This is a genomic window from Nocardia yamanashiensis (genome assembly GCF_021183565.1).
Classification (GTDB): Bacteria; Actinomycetota; Actinomycetes; order Mycobacteriales; family Mycobacteriaceae; genus Nocardia; species Nocardia yamanashiensis.
On the sequence record NZ_CP089226.1, the window covers coordinates 5,293,076 to 5,315,038 of the forward strand.

General features: G+C 68.0%; 21 protein-coding genes. 12 read left to right on the forward strand and 9 right to left on the reverse strand.

Going from position 1 to position 21,963, the window contains the following annotated elements; all coding sequences use genetic code 11:
* Window positions 1-4: 4 nt before the first annotated feature.
* Window positions 5-1,246, forward strand: coding sequence for a saccharopine dehydrogenase family protein (locus tag LTV02_RS24890; protein WP_233034198.1), 1,242 nt, complete (start codon window positions 5-7; stop codon window positions 1,244-1,246).
* Between the two features lie 3 nt (window positions 1,247-1,249).
* On the opposite strand, the gene LTV02_RS24895 is transcribed toward LTV02_RS24890, so the two are convergent.
* A complete protein-coding gene (locus tag LTV02_RS24895; protein ID WP_233034200.1) occupies window positions 1,250-1,798 on the reverse strand; it encodes a TetR/AcrR family transcriptional regulator in 549 nt (182 codons plus the stop codon).
* A gap of 125 nt (window positions 1,799-1,923) precedes the next feature.
* Here LTV02_RS24895 and LTV02_RS24900 point away from each other — a divergent pair, with 125 nt between their 5' ends.
* The 5 genes from LTV02_RS24900 (at window position 1,924) to LTV02_RS24920 (ending at window position 6,373) form a co-directional block, all read left to right on the forward strand.
* Window positions 1,924-2,847 (forward strand): esterase/lipase family protein, encoded by a 924-nt coding sequence (locus LTV02_RS24900; protein WP_233034202.1) that lies wholly within the window; start codon window positions 1,924-1,926, stop codon window positions 2,845-2,847.
* Between the two features lie 355 nt (window positions 2,848-3,202).
* Window positions 3,203-3,883: an ESX secretion-associated protein EspG gene (locus LTV02_RS24905; RefSeq protein WP_233034204.1), complete on the forward strand. Its 681-nt coding sequence runs from the start codon at window positions 3,203-3,205 to the stop codon at window positions 3,881-3,883.
* Between the two features lie 49 nt (window positions 3,884-3,932).
* Window positions 3,933-4,784 carry a polyphosphate kinase 2 family protein gene (locus tag LTV02_RS24910; protein ID WP_233034205.1) on the forward strand — a complete coding sequence of 284 codons (852 nt, stop codon included), beginning with the start codon at window positions 3,933-3,935 and terminating at the stop codon, window positions 4,782-4,784.
* A gap of 234 nt (window positions 4,785-5,018) precedes the next feature.
* Complete coding sequence (locus LTV02_RS24915; protein ID WP_233034206.1) at window positions 5,019-5,807, forward strand: DsbA family protein; 789 nt, start codon at window positions 5,019-5,021, stop codon at window positions 5,805-5,807.
* Entirely contained in the window at window positions 5,804-6,373 is a 570-nt protein-coding gene (locus LTV02_RS24920) for a vitamin K epoxide reductase family protein (protein ID WP_332909532.1), read from the forward strand. The genes LTV02_RS24915 and LTV02_RS24920 overlap by 4 nt, the downstream gene beginning before the upstream one ends.
* A 40-nt stretch (window positions 6,374-6,413) precedes the next feature.
* Here the strand turns inward: LTV02_RS24920 and LTV02_RS24925 are convergent, their stop codons facing one another.
* Both LTV02_RS24925 and LTV02_RS24930 read right to left on the reverse strand, forming a co-directional pair.
* The gene (locus LTV02_RS24925; RefSeq protein WP_233034207.1) at window positions 6,414-7,517 is read right to left on the reverse strand and encodes a S1C family serine protease; all 1,104 of its coding nucleotides are present in this window, start codon (window positions 7,515-7,517) and stop codon (window positions 6,414-6,416) included.
* Between the two features lie 66 nt (window positions 7,518-7,583).
* Window positions 7,584-8,315, reverse strand: coding sequence for a ZIP family metal transporter (locus LTV02_RS24930; RefSeq protein ID WP_233034208.1), 732 nt, complete (start codon window positions 8,313-8,315; stop codon window positions 7,584-7,586).
* 65 nt (window positions 8,316-8,380) lie between these two features.
* Between LTV02_RS24930 and LTV02_RS24935 the strand changes: the two genes are divergently transcribed.
* The 4 genes from LTV02_RS24935 (at window position 8,381) to LTV02_RS24950 (ending at window position 13,693) form a co-directional block, all read left to right on the forward strand.
* Window positions 8,381-9,433, forward strand: a complete 1,053-nt coding sequence (locus tag LTV02_RS24935; protein ID WP_233034209.1) for an NAD(P)-dependent alcohol dehydrogenase — start codon at window positions 8,381-8,383, stop codon at window positions 9,431-9,433.
* Between the two features lie 354 nt (window positions 9,434-9,787).
* Window positions 9,788-10,957: an AI-2E family transporter gene (locus tag LTV02_RS24940; protein ID WP_233034210.1), complete on the forward strand. Its 1,170-nt coding sequence runs from the start codon at window positions 9,788-9,790 to the stop codon at window positions 10,955-10,957.
* Window positions 10,958-11,184: 227 nt separating this feature from the next.
* Window positions 11,185-13,323: a WD40 repeat domain-containing serine/threonine protein kinase gene (locus tag LTV02_RS24945; RefSeq protein ID WP_233034211.1), complete on the forward strand. Its 2,139-nt coding sequence runs from the start codon at window positions 11,185-11,187 to the stop codon at window positions 13,321-13,323.
* Between the two features lie 127 nt (window positions 13,324-13,450).
* The gene (locus LTV02_RS24950) at window positions 13,451-13,693 is read left to right on the forward strand and encodes a hypothetical protein (protein WP_233034213.1); all 243 of its coding nucleotides are present in this window, start codon (window positions 13,451-13,453) and stop codon (window positions 13,691-13,693) included.
* A 124-nt stretch (window positions 13,694-13,817) separates the two neighbouring features.
* Here the strand turns inward: LTV02_RS24950 and LTV02_RS24955 are convergent, their stop codons facing one another.
* From LTV02_RS24955 to aceA, 5 genes are all read right to left on the reverse strand, one after another.
* Entirely contained in the window at window positions 13,818-14,018 is a 201-nt protein-coding gene (locus LTV02_RS24955) for an antitoxin (RefSeq protein ID WP_067716776.1), read from the reverse strand.
* Window positions 14,019-14,113: 95 nt separating this feature from the next.
* The gene (locus tag LTV02_RS39335; protein ID WP_267888431.1) at window positions 14,114-14,239 is read right to left on the reverse strand and encodes a hypothetical protein; all 126 of its coding nucleotides are present in this window, start codon (window positions 14,237-14,239) and stop codon (window positions 14,114-14,116) included.
* 126 nt (window positions 14,240-14,365) lie between these two features.
* The gene (gene metE / locus LTV02_RS24960) at window positions 14,366-16,675 is read right to left on the reverse strand and encodes a 5-methyltetrahydropteroyltriglutamate--homocysteine S-methyltransferase (RefSeq protein WP_067716778.1); all 2,310 of its coding nucleotides are present in this window, start codon (window positions 16,673-16,675) and stop codon (window positions 14,366-14,368) included.
* A gap of 260 nt (window positions 16,676-16,935) precedes the next feature.
* On the reverse strand, window positions 16,936-17,808 hold the full coding sequence (locus tag LTV02_RS24965) for a 3-hydroxybutyryl-CoA dehydrogenase (protein WP_067716781.1): 873 nt from the start codon (window positions 17,806-17,808) through the stop codon (window positions 16,936-16,938).
* 254 nt (window positions 17,809-18,062) lie between these two features.
* Window positions 18,063-19,352 (reverse strand): isocitrate lyase, encoded by a 1,290-nt coding sequence (gene aceA / locus LTV02_RS24970; protein WP_233034215.1) that lies wholly within the window; start codon window positions 19,350-19,352, stop codon window positions 18,063-18,065.
* A gap of 484 nt (window positions 19,353-19,836) precedes the next feature.
* On the opposite strand from aceA, the gene LTV02_RS24975 reads away from it, so the two are divergent.
* A complete protein-coding gene (locus tag LTV02_RS24975) occupies window positions 19,837-20,985 on the forward strand; it encodes an alpha/beta hydrolase (RefSeq protein WP_233034216.1) in 1,149 nt (382 codons plus the stop codon).
* A gap of 112 nt (window positions 20,986-21,097) precedes the next feature.
* On the forward strand, window positions 21,098-21,574 hold the full coding sequence (locus LTV02_RS24980) for a DUF1772 domain-containing protein (RefSeq protein WP_233034218.1): 477 nt from the start codon (window positions 21,098-21,100) through the stop codon (window positions 21,572-21,574).
* Between the two features lie 62 nt (window positions 21,575-21,636).
* On the opposite strand, the gene LTV02_RS24985 is transcribed toward LTV02_RS24980, so the two are convergent.
* The gene (locus tag LTV02_RS24985; protein ID WP_233034220.1) at window positions 21,637-21,885 is read right to left on the reverse strand and encodes a hypothetical protein; all 249 of its coding nucleotides are present in this window, start codon (window positions 21,883-21,885) and stop codon (window positions 21,637-21,639) included.
* Window positions 21,886-21,963: the final 78 nt, after the last annotated feature.

The window sequence follows — 21,963 nt, forward strand, 5'->3', positions numbered from 1 at the left end:
GACCATGGCAGACAGGGAATTCGACCTAGTCCTATTCGGGGCTACCGGTTTCGTCGGCAAGCTGACGGCCGAGTATCTGGTGGGCGCGGCGCCCGCCGGGGCGCGGATCGCGCTGGCGGGCCGGTCGCCGGAGAAGCTGGCCGCGGTGCGCGCCGAGCTGGGGCCGCAGGCGGCGGATTGGCCGCTGGTGCAGGCGGATTCGAATGATCAGGCGAGCTTGAACGCGCTCGCGGCGCGGACCAAGGTGGTGGTGACCACGGTCGGACCGTACCTGCGTTACGGGCTGCCGCTGGTCGAAGCGTGCGCCGAGAACGGTACGCACTACGCGGATCTGACCGGTGAGCCGCTGTTCATCCGGGAGTGCATCGACCGCTTCGGCGAGCGGGCCGCCGCGACAGGCGCGAAGATCGTGAATTCCTGTGGCTACGACTCGATTCCGTCGGATCTGAGCGTGTACCAGCTGTACAAGCGCACCGTCGCGGACAATACCGGCGAGCTGACCGACACCACCCTGGTCGCCTGGCTCAAGGGCGGGGTCAGCGGCGGCACGGTGGATTCCGGCCGCGCCATGATGGAGGCCATCGCGGCCGATCCGTCCAAGGCCTCGGTCATGTCGCACCCGTATTCGCTGAGCCCCGACAAGTCCATGGATCCCGATGTCGGCCGCCAGACCGATCAGGCGCTGCAGCGGGCGTCGAGCATCGACCCGAGCCTGCACGGGTGGGTGTCCACCTTCATCATGGCCGCCCACAACACCAAGATCGTCCGCCGTTCCAATGGCCTGCTCGGCTGGCCGTACGGCAAGAACTTCCGCTACCGCGAGGTCATGAGCGCCGGTTCCGCACCCACCGCCCCGCTGGTCGCGGCCGGTATGGCGGGCGGCATCGTGGCGACCATGGCCGCGGGCGCGGTCCTCTCGCGCGTCGGCCTGGGCCGCAAACTGCTCGACCGGATCGTCCCCAAGCCGGGCACCGGCCCCAGCGAGAAGGCCCGCAACAGCGGCTGGTTCACCATGCGCACCTTCGCCCACACCACCTCCGGTGCGAAGTACGAGTGCACCTTCGCCGGCCAGGGCGACCCCGGCTACCAGGCCACCTCGGTCATGCTCGGCCAAGCCGGCCTGTGCCTGGCCTTCGACCAGCTCCCCGAACTCGCGGGCATCCTGACCCCCGCCTCGGCCATGGGCGACGCCCTCACCGACCGCCTGCGCAAGGCGGACATCACCATCGAGGTCGAACGCGGCTGAGCCTCATGCAGGTCGGCGCTCGATCAATGCATCGAGCGCCGACCGCAGCTCCGCCCGCACTCCGCCGGAATACATTTCCACCAGCGCGATCTCGGCCGCCATCGCGATGACCAGCCGGGCCACCGCGGCCGGATCCGCCCAGCCGAGCATCCCCAGATCGGGTTCGAGCAGCGCGACGAATTCCTGATTACGCGCCAGCACTTCGTCCAGCAGGTCCGTCTCGGTGCGGGATTGGGCCAGGAAAGCCTTGGTGCCCCGGGTGTTCAGGCACGCGTCGAGATAGGCGGTGATGCCGATGCGCAGCCGTTCCGCCCCCGGCGCACGCCCCTCGATGGCCGTCCCGATGAGCTTGCCGAGTTCCTCGTGATACCGCCGGTGCAGGGCGATCACATAGCTGCGCCGGTCCGGAAAATGGTGGTAGAAGGTCCCTTTGGCCATGCCGGCCGCCGCCACCACGGCATTGATGGACAATCCGCGCAAGCCGTCCGCGGCGGCGATATCGGTGCCCGCCTGCAGTAGGGCATTGCGGCCGGGTTCGGGCGGGCGTGGCATAGCCGAATTCCTTTCGTCCTCTTCCGGAAGGGTACACAGCGGCGTTAATCTGTGACCGACCGGTCGGTCATGCTGGACTCGAGGGGTGCCCGGCGGCCGATCGGACCGAAACGAGGAGTACGCCAATGCGATTGGCCCATCGTTGCGCCGTCCTGGCCGCCGCCCTGCTCGCGGCCGTCGCGCCGAACCTGACCGGCAATGCCATGGCCGAGGAACCGTCCTACAGCTACCTGGGCGGCCTGGCCGCCCAGCTCAGCGGTCCCGGCCAGCCGCCGCCCGGCGCGAACGACTGGAACTGCAAACCCACTGCGGCGCATCCGGATCCGGTGGTGCTGCTGAACGGGTTGTCCAACGAGACCATCACCTGGAACACGCTCTCGCCGGTGCTGGCCGGCGCCGGGTACTGCGTCTTCACCACCACCTACGGCGCCGGCCTGCTCGGACCGGTCTTCGGCGCGATGGCGCCGATTCCCGAAAGCGCCCGGCAGATAGCCGCTTTCGTCGATCTGGTACGGACCGTCACGGGTGTGGAGAAGGTGGACCTGGTCGGCCACTCCATGGGCGGTGCGGTGCCGTTCTACTACCTCAACTACCTGGGCGGCATCCCGAAGGTCGACGACTACATCGCGCTCGCCGCGCCGCTGCACGGTTCCACGGTCAGCGGCATCGCCGAACTCCAGCCGCTGCTCGAATCCACTTCGCTCGGTGCGCAATTGGTGGAGCAGTGCGGTCCGTGCCAGCTCTCGCCCGGTAAGACGTTCCTGGACATCTTGAATCCCGACCCGGCCCTCGCGCCCGATATCCGGTTCACCACGGTGGTCACCCGTTACGACGAGATCGCCACCCCATGGCCGACCGGTCAGCTCTCCGGCCCGAACGTCACCAATGTGATCCTGCAGGACCTGTGCGCCACCGATTTCACCGAACACTATGAGCTGACGGCGGATCCGGTGGCGGTGCGCGTGGTGCTCAATGCCCTCGATCCGGCGCACGCCGAACCGGTCGGCTGCCGGGTGGTGCTGCCCTTCCTCGGCCCGATCGGCGGGTGAGCAGGGCGGCGACTGCGGTTCCGGCGCTGACAATTACGGCTCCGGCACCGACAAATCGTGCCATCCGCATTCGGGCGATCGCCATCACCACCTCCGGTTCCCGTTCACGGCGCGCGGCCACACAACTCCTGGTCAATCGACCGGAGGGGCTCGATGCGCACCTCCCGGCCGGAACGCCACCGGGCGTTTGCCGGATTCGAGTGGCTTGTCCGACGAACGGCGACCGGCCGACCCCTCGGGTAGGGTCGCGATCGGGACGGAGGATCGCACCAAGGAAAGGGGGGACACCCGATATGTCCACTTCGGACATCGGGTCAGGTTCGACTGGCCCCGCCTCCACCGGAGGCCGGCCACAGTGAAATGGATCCTGACCCCCGATGAGTTCGCACTGGTCTGGACCCGTGAAACGCAGCGTGACCGCCACCCCTATCCGCTCGACACCATGCCGCCCGCTCCGGAGAACCCCGCCGCCACACCGCGTTTGGCGCATCGCTATCTGCGCCGCACCGATCCCGACCTGGCCGCCGCGCTGGCCCTGTGCGCCCGCAGCGACACCACCACGGTCACCCTCTACGGCGAGCGCACCGCGCCCGAGTCCGGCCGCATCCTGGCCTTCGCCGCCGTCGCCCAGCAGCGCGCGGGCATTCTGGTCGGCCTGCCCGACACCGTGACCGTATCGGTCTGTCCCGCCGAGCAATTGGGCCGGGAACTGGTCGAGATCATCGGTTCCGCGCCGCCCGGCCGGCTCGCCCCCATGCAGGAGGCGCAGAGCGCGGTGCTGCAACCCGATCCCACCGCCGATCCGGCCGGCGCCGACCGCTTCCGCAGCAAGCTGCGCGATCCGGTGGACGGCCGCGGTTTCATCACCGTCTCGGTGGAACCGGCCAATCCGCTGTCCCCGCCGACCCGCCATCGCACCTGGCTGGATTTCTCCGGCGACGGCCGCTATCTGCTGACCACCGCCGCGGATCTGACGCTGGCTCCGGTCAGCGACGAGGAGTTGGCCGACCATTTGGTACGTCTCGCCCGGGTCTGATTCGGCGAGGTTGCCTGCGCGAATGGTCCCCTCGTGTTAACCATGGAGGATGGCGAAAGCGACTACCTGGTCGAAACCGGTTTCGAAAGCCCTGCGCGCCGACGGCGTCCAGGTGAAAGATCTGAACACCGCGGCAACCCCCGGATTCAAAGGCGATAAGAAAGCCGGCGAGAAATATCTCGAGGAACGCCGCGAAGTGCTCTCCGATCTCCAGGAAAAGCTCTACGCCAACGGCCGATCCGGCGACACCCGCAATGTGCTGCTGGTGCTGCAGGGCATGGACACCGCCGGCAAGGGCGGCATCGTCCGGCACGTGATCGGCTCGGTCGACCCGCAGGGCGTGGACCACGCGGCCTTCGGCGTGCCGACCGCGGAGGAGAAGAAGCACCACTTCCTGTGGCGGATCCGCAAGCAGCTGCCCAAGGGCGGGCAGATCGGCGTCTTCGACCGCTCGCACTACGAGGACGTACTGGTGGTGCGGGTACACGATCTGGTGCCGCCGGAGGTGTGGGGCAAGCGCTACGACGAGATCAACAAGTTCGAGCGCAAGCTGGCCGACGAGGGCACCACCATCGTCAAGGTGGCCATGTTCGTCTCGCTCGACGAACAGAAGAAGCGCCTGGCCCAGCGGCTGGAGCGGGCCGACAAATACTGGAAGTTCAATCCGGCCGATATCGACGAGCGGGCGTACTGGCCCGCGTATCAAGAGGCCTACCAAGCCGTTCTGGATCGCACCAACACCGACTACGCCCCGTGGTTCGTACTGCCCTGCGATTCCAAGTGGTACGCCCGCCTGGCCGTCACCGAATTGCTGATCGACGCGCTGCAGGGCTTGAAGCTGGATTGGCCGCCCGCCGATTTCGATATCGAGGAACAGAAGAAGCGCCTGGCGAAGGCGTGATCCCCGCCACCTCTCGAACTCCAAACCGTTTTCGCCGAAACCCCAGGTTCGCGGCCCGTCTCGTTCTGGACTGAGCGGCGCGGGGGAGCGCAGCGGAGGAGCGGAGGGAGGGAAGAACGGAGACATAGGGGGCCGCGAACCCGCCCGGAGCGCAGCGGAGGGCAATAGATACAGCAATCTCTCAGGTTTGCGGGCGAAGATGGGCCCGCAGGACGTGACACGACGGAAGGCGTGGTGAGCGCTCAGGTGAACAAGAAATCCGGCAACAATCCGCTGGCCAAAGCGGCGCAGGCCGATCGCAATCGGAAGGTGCTGATCCAGGTCGGCGTGGCCGTGGTCCTGGTCGGCCTGGTGGCCGCCATCGGCATCGGATTGGCAATGCGCAAGTCCGACAAGGACTCCGGCGGCGACGGCGCCAGCGCCTTCGCCCCGACGGTCACCAGTTCGGGCGCGATTCCGCCGAATGTCACCGCCGGCGGCGCGATCCGCATCGGCAAGGCCGACGCCAAGGTGCGCGTCCAGGTCGTCGCCGACCTGCAGTGCCCGGCCTGCCAGATGTTCGAGCAGGCCAATGCCAAGACCCTCGAGGAGGAGGTGGCCAATGGCACCGCGTCCGTCGAGTACAACATCATCTCGTTCCTGGATCGCGCCTCCAACGGCAACCAGTACTCCACCCGCGCGGCCAATGCCGCCTACGTGGTCGGCTCGGCCGATCCGTCGAAGTTCCAGAACTGGCTGGCCACCATGTTCGCCAAGCAGCCCAAGGAGGGCGGCAACGGCATGACCGACGACCAGCTGATCCAGATCGCGAACGAGGCCGGGTACACCGATCCCGCCATCGCCGAAGCGATTCGCGGCAACAAGTACGCCCAGTACGTCAAGGACGAGACCACCGCCGTGTTCGGCACCGGCCTCAAGTCCACGCCGAGCGTCTATGTGGCCGGCAAGCAGGTCACCGACGGTCAGTCGCTGATGAGCCAGGGCGGTTTGAAGCCGGTCATCGAGGCCGCGGCGAAGCAGTGATCGCCGCGGCTCCCCCCAAGTCCGCCTGGCCGTTGCTGCTGGGCGGACTGATCGGCTGGATCGCGTCGGTGACGTTGCTGGTCGACAAGTTCAAGCTCTTCACCGAACCCGGGTTCAAACCGCTGTGCAGCATCGATCAGGTGGTGGCCTGTACGACCATCATGGAATCGGATCAGGCGGCGGCGTTCGGGTTCCCGAACCCGATCATCGGCGTGGTCGGGTTCTCGGTGGTGGTGACGCTCGGGGTGCTCGCGGTGGCGGGCATCGGTTTCCCGAACTGGATCTGGGGCGGGCTGTGGATCGGCCTGGCCGCGGGGATGGGATTCATCGGCTGGCTGATCTATCAGGCGGTCTTCCAGATTCACGCGCTGTGCCCGTGGTGCATGGTGGTGTGGGCGGTGACGCCGGCGCTGCTGGCCATCGTGACCGGGCAGCTGTGGGGCCGGTCGAAGGGATTGCTGCAGATCATCATGGAATGGCGGTGGACCGTGGTCGCCGTCTACTACGCCGTGGTGATCCTGATCGTCTACATCCAGTTCCAGGATTACTGGGCCGAGAAGCTCTGAAAAACGAGTCGATTGGGGGCGCCGGGGTGTGGGGCGCACGCTAGTTGGGCGGGCCGGCGGTGAGCGTCACGCTCACCGTCCGCTGCACTCCCCCGGGCTCGGAAATATCCAGGTGCACAGCGTCTTCGGGCTTGTACAGGTTCAGCGCCGACTTCAACGCCTGGGTGTTCGCGATCGCCCGGCCGTCGACGGCGGTGATCACCTCCCCCTCGGCGAGCCCCGCCGCGTACGCGGGCTGCCCGAACACCGCGACGTCGATGCGCGCCCCCACCGGTTTGGCGTCCGAGGTGATGATGCCCAGCGTCGCCGTCGGCCCCACGTGCACGCTGTCGGTCGGTGTGCCGGAACGGATCTGGCGGACCACGCGCATGGCGGCGTCGATCGGCACCGCGTATCCGTTCGGCCCGCGCCCCAGCGCTTTCTGCATTTCCCCCGAGGCGGCCGTGACCACCCCGACCACCGCCCCGTACCGGTCCACCAGCGCCCCGCCGGACTGCCCGGCCGCCACCTGCGCCGCCACTTCGATCATGCCGCGCAAGGATTTCCGGGACAGGTCCGCCGAATTGCGCGCCACGATGGACGAATCCAATCCGGTGATATTGCCGCCCACCGCGGTCGGCGAGCCGGTGCCGCCCGCGTTCCCGATGGCCAGCACCTCGTCGCCCAGACGCAGCGGCGCGGAACTGCCGATCCGCGCCACCGGTAGGTCGCTGGCCCCCGGCAGCTCCAGCAGCGCGATATCCGCGCCGGAGTCGTACCCCAGCACGACGGCCTGATACACCGCCCCGGTGCCGATATCCGAAACCGATACGGTGTCCGCCCCTTTGATGACGTGATGGCTGGTCAGCACCTGCCCGTCGGCGGTGAGCACGATGCCCGACCCGGCCGCACCGACCCCGTACGGCCGCAGCCCCGCGGTGATGTTCACCAGCGCGGGCTCGACCTCACCGGACACCAGTGTGGCGTCCAGCGGCGGCAGCGGCGGCCCGACCAGCCCGGCGGTGCTGGTCTGCGCACCGAACGACCAGCGGGCGAATTCGCCGTGATAGCCGAGGAAGGCGGTGCCGGCCAGGACGGCCGCGACGATCAGGGCGAGGACGCGGCCGCCCCAGCTGGGTCGCGTCCGGCGCGAGTCGTCGTACATGGACCCTCCCGACTGCTGTTCGCCCGCCGGCTTCGAGCGTCTGTTATCTACTGGTGTACCAGTTTTTCAATGGCTCAGTGCGGCGATCCCGAGCATGAAGAGCACCCCGGCCAGGGTGCAGAACAGCGGTCCCTTGGCGGGTTTGCCGGCATGTGCCTCGGGCAGGATGTCGGCGGTGGCGAGGTAGAGCAGGAAGCCCGCGAAGTAGCCGAGGTAGAGCCCGACGAGTTCGGCCGGGACCTTCACCAGGGTGCCGATGATCGCGCCCACCACCGGTGCGACGGCGTCCAGGCCGAGCATGATCAGGCCGCGTTTGCGGGCATTGCCGTACAGCGTGGTGATGGTGAAAGTGTTGAAGCCGTCGGCGAAATCGTGGCAGATGACGGCGATGGCCACCGCCGCGCCGATCGCCGAACTGGCCTGATACCCGAACCCGATGCTGAGCCCGTCCAGCGTGGAATGGAACACCAGCCCCGCGCCCGCCAGCAAACCCACCGAGGCGAAATCGTGGTGGTGCGAACCGAATTCGTCCTCGTACCCGGTGTGGATGGCCACCGTGCGCTCGATGATGTGCACGGTGAAGAACCCGACCACCGCGGCCAGCAGCGGAATCGGCACCCCGAGCGCGCTGCCGGTCTCGGCTTCCAGGGCCTCCGGCATCAGGTCGAAGGCGACCACGCCCAGCATGACGCCCGCGGCCAGGCCCAGCACCAGGCGTTTGCGCTCGCCGATGCGGACGGCCAGCAGACCGCCGATCAGCGTCGCGCACATGGAGACCAGGGACAGCAGAATGGCCATCGAACCAGCATGCCGAGCGGTTGCCGGTCCTTCGGCACGCCACACCGCGTGCCATGCTGGAATCCATGAGCACTGCTGCCGCGTATGCCGTATCCAGTCCCGAGGGGCCGTTCGAGAAGGTCGCCGTCGAGCGACGGGAGCTCGGACCGCACGATGTGCTGATCGACGTGAAATACGCCGGTATCTGCCATTCCGATATTCACACCGCCCGTGACGAGTGGGGCGGCACCCGGTATCCGTGCGTGCCCGGGCACGAGATCGCCGGGATCGTGGCCGCCGTCGGGTCCGAGGTGGTCCGGCATCGGGTCGGGGATCGGGTCGGCGTGGGCTGCATGGTCGATTCGTGTGGCAAGTGCGCGCCCTGCCTGGCCGGTGAGGAGCAGTACTGCGTGCCGGGGGCGACCATGACCTACAACTCGCCGGTGCCGGAGGCGGCGCAGGCGGGCGGGTACACGCTCGGCGGGTACTCGACGCAGGTGGTGGTGACCGAGGGGTTCGTGGTGTCGATTCCGGAGGGGATCGGGCTGGATGTGGCCGCGCCGCTGCTGTGCGCGGGGGTCACGCTGTTCTCGCCGCTGCGGCATTGGAACGCGGGGCCGGGCAAGAAGGTCGCCATCATCGGGATGGGCGGGCTCGGGCATATCGGGGTGAAGATCGCCGCGGCCATGGGGGCCGAGGTGACGGTGCTGTCGCAGTCGCTGTCCAAGCAGGAGGACGGGAAGAAGTTCGGGGCGGCGCACTACTACGCGACCGGGGACCGGCAGACGTTCAAGGATCTGCGCGGGCGGTTCGACCTGATCCTCAATACCGTCTCCGCGGATCTGCCGATCGACAGCTACCTGAAGCTGCTGGCCTTGGACGGCACGCTGGTGATTCTCGGCCTGCCCGAAAAGCCTTTGGAGGCCAAGCCTTTCACCCTCGCCGGCTACCGTCGCTCGCTCGCGGGTTCGATGATCGGCGGCGTCGCCCAGACCCAGGCCATGCTGGACTTCTGCGCCGAGCACGGCATCGGCGCCGAAATCGAGGTCATCTCCGCCGACCGCATCGACGAGGCCTACGACCGCGTGATCGCCAGCGACGTCCGCTACCGCTTCGTCATCGACGCCGCCACCATCTAGTAGGTACAACTCTTGAAATTCTCAGGGGCTTCGCCCCCGAACCCCCTCGGGAGGGTGGCGTCCGCACTCTCGGAGACTTCACCCCGAACCCCTTGGGGGAAGGCTGCGTCCGCGCTCTCGGCCACGAACCCCTGGGGAAGGTAGCGCCTGCACTCTCGCCCCCGAACCTCCCCGAGGGAAGGCGGTGCCCGCACTCTCAGGGGCTTGGCCCCGAAGCTCCTGGGGGAGGGTGGTGGCCGCGCTCTCGGACACTTCGCCCCCGAACCTCTTGGGGGAGGGGAATCCGTGGGTTGTGGCGCGCGGCCGCGCGCGCCGCTCCCGGCGGGACAGGCGGTCGCGGACTACGTTTGCCGTGTGTCCGAGGATGATCGTGTTGCCGAGGAAGAGCTAGCGCCCGAGCCGGTTCCGGTGTCGGCGGTGCTGCCGCCGTGGCTACCGCGTGCGTATCTGCTCGCGGCGGTCACGGTGGCGGCGGTGGTCGTCACCTTCTGGGTGCTGTTGCAGTTGCGCGGGCTACTGACCGTGCTGGTGGTGTCGCTGTTTCTGGCGTTCGCGATCGAACCGGCGGTGAACTGGCTGGCGAGCAAGGGGTGGAAGCGCGGGCCGGCCACCGGGGCGGTGTTCGCGGGCGTGCTGGTGGTGCTGATCAGTTTCGTGTGGACGCTGGGCGAGCTGGTCGTCGAGCAGGTGACCTCGCTGGTGCGCAATGCCCCGCGCTATGCGGACGACACGGTGGATTGGATCAATTCGACCTTCCACACCGAACTTTCGGCCGCCGATATCACCGAGCGGGCCGGTGAGGTGAGCTCCTCGCTGGAGGGGTACGTGGTGGGGCTGGCCGGGGATGTGTGGGGCATCGGCACCACCGCCATCGGGGTGATCTTCCAGGGTCTGGGGGTGCTGCTGTTCACCTACTACTTCGCCGCGGACGGCCCGCGCTTCCGCAACGCCGTGTGCTCGCTGCTGCCGCCGCAGCGTCAGGTACCCGTGTTGCGGGCCTGGGATATCGCGGTCGAGAAGACCGGCGGCTACCTGTATTCCCGTGCGCTGCTGGCACTCTGCTCGACTGTCGCCCACTACGCGGCCATGCGGATCATCGGGATTCCGTCGGCGTTCGCACTGGCCATCTGGGTGGGCGTGGTCTCGCAGTTCATCCCGACCGTCGGTACCTACCTCGCCGGGGCGCTGCCGGTGGTGGTGGCGCTGGCGCAGCAGCCGCGCGACGCGCTCTGGATTCTGGCGTTCATCGTGGTGTATCAGCAGTTCGAGAACTATGTGCTGCAACCGCGCATCACCGCCACCACGCTCGATATGCATCCGGCGGTGGCCTTCGGGGCGGTGCTGGCGGGCGCGGCATTGTTCGGCGCGACGGGCGCATTGCTCGCGATACCCGTGACCGCGACCGCGCAGGCGTTCATCGGCGCGTACATCCGGCGCTACGAGGTGGTGCCGCCGGACGTCGCGAAACCCCAAGCCCGCCCGCGCAAATCGCTGCGCGACCGATTCCGTTCCGCTCCCTCCTGAACCTGCCGCCCGCCCGGCTCGTAGTACCGGGTGATCGGTGGCCGCCGTGCGCTACCCGCCGACCGGGTGGAGGCGGATGTCGACCACCCGCCGAACGGCGGGGTGGAAGCCCACCACCTCGAAGAAGGGGGTGGGGGGTGAAACCCCCACACCTTTCCTTCGGCCGAAGGCCGGATCACGGCGTACTGTGACTGCACGGCGCGTGTATCAGGGGAGGTAGGTGCCCGATGCGGTTCCGGGCTGGAGCGAGGTTCGCGGGGTACACCATCGAACGCCAATTGGGCGCGGGCGGAATGGGTGTGGTGTATCTGGCCCGGCATCCGCGCCTGGAGAGACTGGTCGCCCTCAAAGTTCTGAACGAGAGCTTCGCCGACGACGAGAAGGCGCGGGCGCGATTCGAGCGCGAGGCAGCGATGATCACCGCGCTGGACCATCCCAATATCGTGCCCATCTACGACCGCAATTCGCCCGATGACGATGTGCTGTGGATATCCATGAAGTTCATCGAGGGCGGCGACGCCGCCGGGCTGCTGAACGCCTCCGGCGGGCGCATCCCGGTGGCGCGGGCCGTGCGCATGATCGGCGATGCCGCCGCCGCGCTCGACCACGCCCATCGCTACGGCATCCTGCACCGTGATGTGAAACCCGCGAATCTCCTTGTCGAACAAGAGGATTACGAACGCACCCTGGTCACCGACTTCGGCATCGCGCGCAGCCTGGACGATACCGAGACCGGCTCCCGGGTCTCGGCCACCGTCGCCTACGCGGCCCCGGAACGCTTCAGCAGCAACCCCGTCGACCATCGCGCCGACATCTACTCGCTGGGCTGCACGCTCTACAAACTCCTCACCGGCGAGGCCCCGTACCCGCGCCCGGACGAGGCCGCCATCATGGCCGCGCACCTGTACTCGCCGCCGCCGCGCCCCTCCGAGCGCTACCCGGATCTACCGGCCGCACTGGACGAGGTGTTCGCCACGGTGCTGGCCAAGCATCCGGACGACCGCTACACCGACTGCACCAGCATGGCCCGCGCGGCGCACGCGGCGCTGGTGGCCGAACCGTCCGGGAACACCGTGACCCGGCGCTACGTCCCCGCCGCGGACGAGGCGACGATCACCACGCCGCCGGGCGAACCACGCACTCCCCCACCGGCGGACACGCCCGGATCGGATCCTTCCGGCCGCGGACTCGGCTTCTACCAGCCGGAACGCCGTACCCCGACACATCCGGAAGGCATTGCGGCTCAGCAGCTTCCGGGCGGCGGCCCGGTGACCGGTCCCGCTACTGGACCGGAAAGGTCTGCGGCACAGGGGATTACCCCCGAATCACCACGGCGTCTCATCACACGGCGGCGCTTGCTCATCGGCGGCGCGGCAGCTGGGGTCAGCGCGGCGCTCGCGGCGGCGGCGCTCGCGGTCTCGACCCGGGACGGCGACCAGAACTCCGCGAGCGAACCCGCCCAGTCCGCGAAGACCCCGGAGCGGCTCACGCTTCCGTCCCAGGTGCTGGCCCTGGCGTTCACCCCGGACGGCGGCACGCTGATCATCGGCGGCAAGGACAACACCGCCCGCTATTTCGAGGTCGCTTCCGGCCGGGAGCTGGGCAATCCACTGACCGGGCACAGCAATTCGATCCGCGCGCTCGCCATCTCCGCCGACGGCGCACTGCTCGCCACCGGCAGCGAGGACATGACCGTCCGGCTGTGGGACGCGCACACCCGCCAGCCACTCGGCAGCCCGCTCACCGCGCAGACCAATGCCATTCGCGCACTGGCCTTCTCCCCCGACGGCAGCCTGCTCGCCACCGCCTCCGAGGACACCACGACGCAATTGTGGACGGTGCGGTCGCGGCAGCCGGCGGGCGCGGCGCTCACCGGGCACACCGGCGCGGTGCGCGGCCTGGCGTTCCATCCGGACGGCGCCACCATCGCCACCGGCAGCGCCGACACCACGGTGCGGCTCTGGTCGGTCAAGACCCGCGCCGCCCTGGCCACCCTCACCGGCCACAACAGCCAGATCCGCACGGTCGCCTACAACCCGGGCGGTACCCTGCTGGCCAGCGGCGGCGACGACGCCACCATCCGGTTGTGGGCCGACCGCGCCGCCTCGGGTAAACCGCTGAGCGGCCACAGCGAACCGATTCTGAGCCTGGGATTCAGCCCCGACGGGACGCTGCTGGCCAGCGGGAGCCGCGACGGCACCGCCCGGCTGTGGCATCTCGGTACCCGGGAGCCGATCGGAAATCCGTTGTCCGGCCACACTTCTCCGGTGCACACCCTGGCATTCAGCCCGGACGGGAAGGTGCTGGCCACCGGCAGCGCCGATGCCACGGTGCGGCTGTGGCAGGTGTCGGAGCTGCTGCGCTGAACCGAGGGCGACTGTCGGCGCGAACACACTTGGTCCGTCGAGCAGCGGACAGAGAATATCGGCGCTGAACAGCACCATTGTTTGCAAGGGAATCGCCCCGAGTCCCAATGCAACAGGAGCCCATCGCATGAAACACACCGCCAAGCGCCTCGCCACCGTACTGGTCGCCGCCGCCTTCACCCTCCCCCTGGGCGCGGGCATCGCCGCCGCGAACAGCGATCGCGACGACTACCACTACTACTGCGATCGCAACAGCCGCGGTTACGACTGGAACTACTGCTGGAGCCACTACAAGGACCGCTGGCAGTCCGAGCACGGCCACGACCGCGGCGATCACAACGGCAGCGGCGGCAACGGCCGGAACTGGTGAATCCCGCTCCGTCCGGGGGTTCCCGGGGGCCGGGCTCCCGGGTTCCGCCGAGGCCCCGAAAGACCCTGCGGCAGTAGCGAACCGGCGACAGCGTAGCCGCCGGCCGCTCGACGAGGAGTGCCCGCTACTGCTGTCCCGCCTGCTCGTGCAGCGCCTTCTTGGCCGCGTCCTGCACCTTGTCCACGTGCTCGGCGTATTTGCCGGAGGTCTTCTCGTCCAGCATGTCGCCGGCCTTGTCCACCAGCGGATCCAGCTTGTCCGCGTGCTGTCCCGCCAGCTCGGCGGCCTTCCCGGCGGCATCCTTCAAGTTGTCGAACAGACCCACGGCCCTACTCCCATCTCGATTCGAACCCGCCCAGGCTAACCCGGCGCATCCGCCCGATCCGGGAACTCCGGACGCGTTCTACGCCACTCCCCGCCCTAGCGCGAGGTCTTCCACTGCCATTCCGGCGGCGCCTCGCCGGTTTTCTCCCGGTAGCTCTCCCCGGCCTCGCGGGCGGGCGCCGGGTCGGGCTGGGGCTGGTCGGTCTTACCTGACGGATCCATCTCGTTCTCCTTCCGAAAACCTTCCTCCGCAGGCTAATTCGCGTTTCGTGACCGGTTCATGACCGCGCATCGGGCACGAAAAAGGGCGGCGCGGACGAAAGCCCGCGCCGCCCCTCGGTTTTCGAGCTACCCCTGTTCGGCGGCTTCGGCCCGGCGGCGGACGCGGCGGGCGGCCGCGACCATATTGCGCAGGGACGGATCCAGCTGCCAGTGGTGGCGGGTCTTCAGGCCACCGTCCGGATTGGCCCACAACCGCTGCGGCGTAACGGCTTCCGCGGCGGCGGTGAGCAGTTCGTCCAGCTCGTCGATGTCCGGGATGCGAGCCGATCGCGACTCGTACACGCCCGGGCCGACGCCGTGGGTGAGGCCGCGCCCTTCGGCGCAGTCGTCCTTCAGCGATTCCAGCACCCATTCGATGGAGCGGGTGGCGACGATGGCGGTGACGTCGGCGTCGAGTTCCTCGATGGCCTGCACCACGTCGTCCCGGCTGGAATAGCCGATGTGCGTGTGGATCTGGGTTTCCGGCTTGACCCCGGAAGTGGCCAGCTTGAACGCCCCGACCGCCCAGCGCAGGTATTCGGCCTGCCCCTTCTTGCGCAGCGGCAGCAGCTCGCGAATGGACGGCTCGTCCACCTGGATGATGGCGATGCCCGCCTTCTCCAGATCCACCACCTCGTCGCGCACCGCCAGCGCCACCTGGTCGGCGGTCTCGTACAGCGGCTGGTCCTGCCGCACGAACGAGCGCGCCAGCATGGTGACCGGTCCGGTGACCATGCCCTTGACCGGCTTGTCGGTGAGCGACTGCGCGTAGGCGGTCCAGTCCACCGACATGGCCTTGGGCCGGGACACGTCGCCGTACACGATCGGCGGTCGCACACAACGGGATCCGTACACCTGCACCCAGCCGAAGTGGGTGGTGGCGAAGCCGTCGAGCAGCTCCGCGAAGTACTGGATCATGTCGTTGCGCTCGTGCTCGCCGTGCACCAGCACATCGAGGCCGATGTCCTCCTGCAGGCGGATGGTGGACTCGATCTCGGCTTCGATGCGCTTGCGGTACTCGTCGTAGGACAGCCGGCCCTGACCGAGGTCGTAGCGCGCCTGGCGGGCGGTGAAGGTCTGCGGGAAGGAGCCCAGCGTGGTGGCCGGGACCAGCGGCAAGTTCAGCTTGGCCTGCTGCGCGACCTTGCGGGCGGCATACGGTTCGCGCTCGCGCATCTGCGGCGTGATGGCGTACACCCGCTGCCGCACCGCGTGCTTCTGCTTGAAGTGCACCGCGGTCGGCACCTTGCGCCACTTCTCCGAGGGCCCTTCGGTGAGCGCCTTCGCGAGCGAAACCACTTCCAGGACCTTCTGTTTGGCGAAGGCGAGCCGGTCGGCGACGTTCTCCTCGAGCTCGTACTCGACGAGGGTGTCGTAGGGCACGTGCAGCAGCGTCGATCCGGTGGACACCACCATATCCGGGCACACCTGGGCCAGCTTGTGCAGGTAGTCCAGGGTCCGGTAGCGGTCGGCGCGCCACACGTTGGTGCCGCTGATGACGCCCGCGTACAGCCGCTTGCGCTTGATGCCGGGGATCTCGGCCAGCGCCTCCGGGGTGATCCGGAAGCTGGCCAGGTCGAGCCCGATGGCCTCGACATTGGACCGCGCCAGCACCGTGAGCGCCTCGCCGAAGTCGCCGTACTGCCCGGTGACCAGCAGGCGCGGCCGCAGCGGGGCCTTCGAGAGCCGCTGGTACGCCTTCTCGAACAGTTCGATGGTGGACGGCGAGCGATCGCTGGTGAAGCACGGCTCGTCCAGCTGCACGCAGGTGGCGCCGCGCTTGGCGAGCACCTCGAACAGTTCCTCGTAGACCGGCAGCAGCTTGTCGAGCAGCTTCAGCTTGTCGAACTCGGTCTCGCCGGGCACGTGCCCGGTCTTGGACAGCAGCAGCAGCGACAGCGGCCCGAGCACGACGGGACGCAGTTCGATGCCGGCCGCCTTGGCCCGGTCGAATTCGTCCAGCAGCGCCTCGGGGTGCAGCGAGAACTCGGTGTCGGTCTCCAGCTCCGGCTGCCGGTAGTGGTACGGGGTATTGAGCAGGCGCACCAGTTCCAGCGGCGGCAGATCCGGACGGCCACGCGCCATCAGGAAATAGAAGTCCAAGGGGTGCAGGCCTTCTCGCTCCGCCTCGAACCGCTTCGGGACCGCGCCGAACAGCAGCGCGTTGTCGAGAATGTGGTCGTAGTAGGAGAAAGTGTTGCCCGGAACCTGGGTGAGCCCGGTGGCGGCCAGTTCCAGATACTGGCTCTCCTGAATTTCACGCCCGACGGCCAGCAGCTCGTCGCGTGAAAGCGTGCCGTGCCAATAGGACTCCAAAGCACGCTTGAGTTCCCGGTGCGGACCGATGCGCGGGTACCCCAGAATGCTGGACCCGAAGCCGTCGGTGACGTTGACCATGAGCGGGACACTCCTTCCGAGCTGCTGGCCGGACTCGACCTATTTGCAGCTTATGCCCGATGAGGGTGGACGCCGCCACATGCCCGGCGACGCTCCCCTGTGAGAGAGGCTCCGATGAACCCCGCCCGACGCGACCACTGATTTCGCGAGGGGCGGGTAACTCATCGGGTACGTCCAAAATCGGTTGGGCACCCAACCGCCGGCACGGGTTGCCGACGTCGACGGCTCACAGCCGCCCGCTGAGTACGCGGAGAGGCGGGTTAGCCCCGGTTGTACTGGTAGAAGCCCGCTCCGGACTTCTTGCCCAGCAGTCCCGCTTCGACCATGCGCATGAGCAGCGGAGGCGCGGAGTACAGCGGCTCCTTGAACTCCTCGTACATGGAGTCGGCGATGGACTTCACCGTGTCGAGCCCGACCAGGTCGGTCAGGGCGAGGGGCCCCATCGGGTGGGCACAGCCCAGCACCATGGCCTTGTCGACGTCTTCCTTGGTGGCGAAACCGGATTCGACCATGCGGATGGACGACAGCAGGTACGGCACCAGCAGCGCGTTGACCACGAAGCCGGAGCGGTCGGCGGAACGCACGACCTGCTTGCCGAGCACGTCGGCGGCGAACTGCTCGGCGCGCTTGGTGACGGTCTCGGTGGTCTTGAGCGTGGTGACCAGCTCGACCAGCGGCAGCACCGGCACCGGGTTGAAGAAGTGCATGCCCACCACCCGCTCGGGGTTGTTGGTGGCCACGGCGATCTTCATGATCGGGATGGAGGAGGTGTTGGAGGCCAGCACCGCATTGGGATCGGTGACGACCTTGTCCAGCTCGGCGAAGATCGCGGTCTTCACCTCTTCGTTCTCCACGACGGCCTCGACGACCAGCTGACGATCGGCGAAATCGCCGAGGTCCGAGGTGAACCGCAGCCGCCAGGCGGTCTGCTCACGCTCCCGCTCGGTGATCTTGCCGCTGGACACCCCGCGGTCCAGCGACCGCAGAATGCGGGCGCGACCGGCAGCGGCGAGTTCACGAGTCTGCTCGAAAACGAGGACATCGACATGCGCCCGGGCGCAGACCTCTGCGATACCCGCGCCCATCTGTCCCGCGCCGATAATGCCGACACGCTGAATCTTTTCGGTGCTCACGTCCCGCTCCTGCTGGTTGTTGGCCGTCGTGGCTCGTGGGTGAAGGCGTCGGACTGACTTGTGACCCTGCGCCTTCTTAAGGTCTTGATTTCGAAGCTATAGGAAAAAACCCTCCCCGCCGGGGCTGTCGACGGGAAGGGTGGGCGGACCCGCCGAGGGAGGCTTGCCGTCTCCCTCGGCGGATCCGAGGCCCTGGGCAGCGGAAGGTGTGATGCGACTGCTGCCCGGGGTTAGTCCTCAGAACCGGTTGTGGCTCAGTGGAACTGGCCCTCTTCGGTGGAACCCTTCAGCGCCGCGGTGGAGGTGTTGGGGTCAACCGTGGTGGCGATGGTGTCGAAGTAGCCGGCGCCGACCTCACGCTGGTGCTTGACGGCGGTGAAGCCACGCTCGGCGGCGGCCTTGAACTCGCGCTCCTGCAGGTCGACGAAGGCGGTCATGCCCTCGCGGGCGTAGCCGTAGGCCAGGTCGAACATGCCGTAGTTCAGCGAGTGGAAGCCGGCCAGGGTGATGAACTGGAACTTGAAGCCCATGGCGCCCAGCTCGCGCTGGAACTTCGCGATGGTGGCGTCGTCCAGGTGCGCCTTCCAGTTGAAGGACGGCGAGCAGTTGTAGGCCAGCAGCTGGTCCGGGAACTCGCTGCGGACGGCCTCGGCGAACTTGCGCGCGACCTCGAGGTCCGGCACGCCGGTCTCCATCCAGATCAGGTCGGCGTAGGGGGCGTACGCCTTGGCGCGCGCGATGCAGGGGTCGATGCCGTTGCGGGTACCGAAGAAGCCCTCGGGGGTGCGGGTGCCGTCCAGGAACTCACGGTCGCGCTCGTCCACATCGGAGGTGATGAGGGTGGCGGCCTCGGCATCGGTACGGGCGATGATCACCGACGGCACGCCGGCGACGTCGGCCGCGAGACGCGCGGAGGTCAGGGTGCGGATGTGCTGCTGGGTGGGGATGAGCACCTTGCCGCCCAGGTGGCCGCACTTCTTCTCGGAGGCCAGCTGGTCCTCCCAGTGCACGCCGGCCGCGCCGGAGGCGATCATGGCCTTCTGCAGCTCGTAGGCGTTCAGCGCGCCACCGAAGCCGGCCTCGGCGTCGGCGACGATCGGGGCCAGCCAGTTGGCGACCGAGGTGTCACCCTCGACCTTGGCGATCTCGTCGGCGCGCAGCAGCGCGTTGTTGATGCGACGCACCACGGCCGGAACCGAGTTGGCCGGGTACAGCGACTGGTCCGGGTAGGTGTGGCCGGACAGGTTGGCGTCACCGGCGACCTGCCAACCGGACAGGTAGATGGCCTTCAGGCCGGCGCGGACCTGCTGCACGGCCTGGTTGCCGGTGAGGGCGCCCAGGGAGTTGATGTAGTCCTCGTTGTTGACGAGATCCCAGAGGATCTCGGCGCCACGACGGGCGAGGGTGTGCTCCTCGACGACGGTGCCCTGCAGCTTCACGACCTGGTCGGCCGTGTAGTTACGGGTAACGCCCTTCCAACGCGGGTTGGTGTCCCAGTCCTGCTGGAGCTCCGCAGCGGTCTTCGGGGTGCCGACGTTCGACATCTTTGACTCCACTTCTTCGTTCGGTCTCGGTAGCCCCGCCGGTCCTGAATCTCTCGCGATGATTCGGACACTGCTGGAGCGGCAATTTGCAGACTTGCTAGGCCCGCGAGGTGTACTTCCACACGATGGCACAGGAAAAAATGTGCGTCTACCTGTTGCAAGTGTGAATCCCGGCTAGCTTTCACAGGCCTTCTGCTAATCCTGCGAAATTTGCTTGTTAATAGCAGCCGGGCAATCTACTTGCCAGTAGCTCTGACATGCGGTTTTGCATAACGCGCGTACTGTTTGCGTGATCGCGACCACCGCCGACCGACACGCCGGGCATCGCGGTGGTGTGAGCACCTTCACAAGCGGAACAGGCGGCGGTGAGGTGAGGAGGGCCACTCCGCCGGCGAGCGATAGCCAACGCCTACTCTGAGCGAACGTCCAGTCTTTCAGCAGTCTTCGCGCTGGATGTCGCGGCACCACACCCCGGGAGATATCGATGCGGACACGATGGGCAGGCTCGGCGGCACTCGCCCTCGCCACCACTGCGGCGCTGATCAGCGGGGGCCCGGCCGCCCTCGCGGACCCGGCCGGCGACGTCGGGACGGTCACCTCCACCGCACCCCTGGCGCCCGTCGCCACCCCGCCCGGCGCGGTCGATTCCGAACGTTTCCTCTACACCACGACCACGGCGCGCGAGCAGGAGACAACCGCGAGCGCCGCGGTTTACTTCCCGCCCGGCGACGCGCCCGCCGGGGGCTGGCCGGTGCTCGCCTGGGCGCACGGCACCCTCGGGCTCGGCGACCAATGCGCGTACTCGATCGCGGGACCCGCGGCGCGCGACCGGGATTGGGCCTATCTGGCGACCTGGCTGCGGCAGGGGTACGCGATCGTTGCCGCGGACTACGCGGGTCTCGGGACGCCGGGCGACCATCCGTACCTGAACGGCACGGTCGAAGCCCACAATGTGGTCGACTCGGTCAAGGCCGCTACCCGGCACTATCCGGCGCTGTCGCAGCGGTGGGCGGTGATCGGGCAGTCGCAGGGCGGCGGGGCGGCGGTGACCACCGCGCGCTACGCGACCGAATTCGGCGGGCCGGAACTGGATTACCGGGGTGCGGTCGGGACGGGCGTGCCCGCCTATATCGAGGACATCATGCTGCCGCTGGGGCCGGGGGTGCCGCCGGTGCGGCTGCCGTCGCACACCTCCGGGTACGTGCTGTACATCCTGGCCGGGCTGCGCACCACCTATCCCGAGCTGGATATCGACTCGTACCTGACGGATTCGGGGCGGGACTGGCTGAACCGGGCGAACGCGTCCTGCCTGGAGTCGTTCGGCACGGAGCTCACCGCGGCGAACGTGGTCGTGGGTGAGCTGTTCGCGCGGCCGCTGGCGCAGCTGGCCGACCTGCCGGGCTTGCTGACCCGGTACATGGGCCTGCCCGAATCCGGTTACGACAGGCCGGTTTTCCTGGGACAGGGCCTGCTCGACACCGATGTCCTCACCCCGGCGACGCTGGCCTTCGCCGCCAAGCTGCAGGCCGGTGGGCAGCCGGTCACGGTGCGCACCTATCCGACCGATCACAGCGGTGCGGTGAACGCGTCGCTGGTGGACTCGGTTCCGTTCGTGCGCAGCCTTTTCGGCTGATCAGAGACCTGCGCGGAAGTTTTTCCTAGCAGCGCTAGACAATCGAGCTCTAGCGCTGCTATCTTTGCTTCAGTTCCTAGCAACGCTAGATAGCGCAGAAGAGGTCAGGAAAATGCTCATCACCCTCGGCACGATCACCGCCGCTCTCGCCGTCCTCGGCAATGGCGTCATCTACGGCACCGATGCCTGCGCGGGGCTCATCATGCGGTCGGTCTACAAGAAGCTGGACGACGCCACGGTGACCATCAGCGCCGGGTGGGGACACTTCTACGGCGACAAGCGGATGCCCGTCTTCGGGGCCGGCGGCACCGTGGCCACCGCGCTGACGCTGCTGTTCGCGATTCTGGCCGGGCAGGCCGGCGCGGCCATCGGAGCCGGGATCGCCTTGCTCGCCCTGGTCATCTGGCTGGCGCTCTACGCACGGGTCGCCAAGCCGGTCAACAATGCGCAGAAGGCGGCCGCGCAGTCGGGCGTTATTCCCGCGAACGCCCGTGCGCTGCAGGACAAGTGGGACAGCATCATCTGGATCCGGGTGGGGCTGCAGGGCATCGCGCTCGCCGGACTGTGCGCCGCGCTCGCCCTGTTCTGAGGCGGCCGGACACGACGAAGCCCCGCACCGGAGTGCGGGGCTCACACGTGATTACCGGCGTGTCAGTGCGCCGACAGCGAGGGGCGGTGGCCGCGACGGACATCGGTGCAGATGCCGGACAGGTCGATATTGTCCGAGACCACGGCGCATACCGGATCGGCGGTGACGACCTCGGCGGCGGCGACCGGAGCCTCGGTGAGTTCCAGGCCCTGCGCGGAGGCGGACGGCGCGACAATGCTCAGCGTGGCGGCCGCGGCGGCGACCAGGCCGGCGAATCCGGCGGTACGACGACGCGTGACGAACTTGCTCATGTGAATCCCCTGTTCCGAGAAGTTAATTGGTCGTGAAATGGAAACCAGCTCGGAGTCCCCACCCCGCGACGGACAGTA

What these genes read in the sequence shown, in the direction of transcription:
- LTV02_RS24895 (WP_233034200.1), bottom strand. Translation starts at nt 1,798, where the DNA reads ATGCCACGCCCGCCCGAACCCGGCCGCAATGCCCTACTGCAGGCGGGC.
- LTV02_RS24985 (WP_233034220.1), bottom strand. Translation starts at nt 21,885, where the DNA reads ATGAGCAAGTTCGTCACGCGTCGTCGTACCGCCGGATTCGCCGGCCTG.
- LTV02_RS24900 (WP_233034202.1), top strand. Translation starts at nt 1,924, where the DNA reads ATGCGATTGGCCCATCGTTGCGCCGTCCTGGCCGCCGCCCTGCTCGCG.
- LTV02_RS24980 (WP_233034218.1), top strand. Translation starts at nt 21,098, where the DNA reads ATGCTCATCACCCTCGGCACGATCACCGCCGCTCTCGCCGTCCTCGGC.
- LTV02_RS24975 (WP_233034216.1), top strand. Translation starts at nt 19,837, where the DNA reads ATGCGGACACGATGGGCAGGCTCGGCGGCACTCGCCCTCGCCACCACT.
- LTV02_RS24935 (WP_233034209.1), top strand. Translation starts at nt 8,381, where the DNA reads ATGAGCACTGCTGCCGCGTATGCCGTATCCAGTCCCGAGGGGCCGTTC.
- LTV02_RS24890 (WP_233034198.1), top strand. Translation starts at nt 5, where the DNA reads ATGGCAGACAGGGAATTCGACCTAGTCCTATTCGGGGCTACCGGTTTC.
- metE (WP_067716778.1), bottom strand. Translation starts at nt 16,675, where the DNA reads ATGGTCAACGTCACCGACGGCTTCGGGTCCAGCATTCTGGGGTACCCG.
- LTV02_RS24925 (WP_233034207.1), bottom strand. Translation starts at nt 7,517, where the DNA reads ATGTACGACGACTCGCGCCGGACGCGACCCAGCTGGGGCGGCCGCGTC.
- LTV02_RS24945 (WP_233034211.1), top strand. Translation starts at nt 11,185, where the DNA reads ATGCGGTTCCGGGCTGGAGCGAGGTTCGCGGGGTACACCATCGAACGC.
- LTV02_RS24930 (WP_233034208.1), bottom strand. Translation starts at nt 8,315, where the DNA reads ATGGCCATTCTGCTGTCCCTGGTCTCCATGTGCGCGACGCTGATCGGC.
- aceA (WP_233034215.1), bottom strand. Translation starts at nt 19,352, where the DNA reads ATGTCGAACGTCGGCACCCCGAAGACCGCTGCGGAGCTCCAGCAGGAC.
- LTV02_RS24910 (WP_233034205.1), top strand. Translation starts at nt 3,933, where the DNA reads ATGGCGAAAGCGACTACCTGGTCGAAACCGGTTTCGAAAGCCCTGCGC.
- LTV02_RS24950 (WP_233034213.1), top strand. Translation starts at nt 13,451, where the DNA reads ATGAAACACACCGCCAAGCGCCTCGCCACCGTACTGGTCGCCGCCGCC.
- LTV02_RS39335 (WP_267888431.1), bottom strand. Translation starts at nt 14,239, where the DNA reads ATGGATCCGTCAGGTAAGACCGACCAGCCCCAGCCCGACCCGGCGCCC.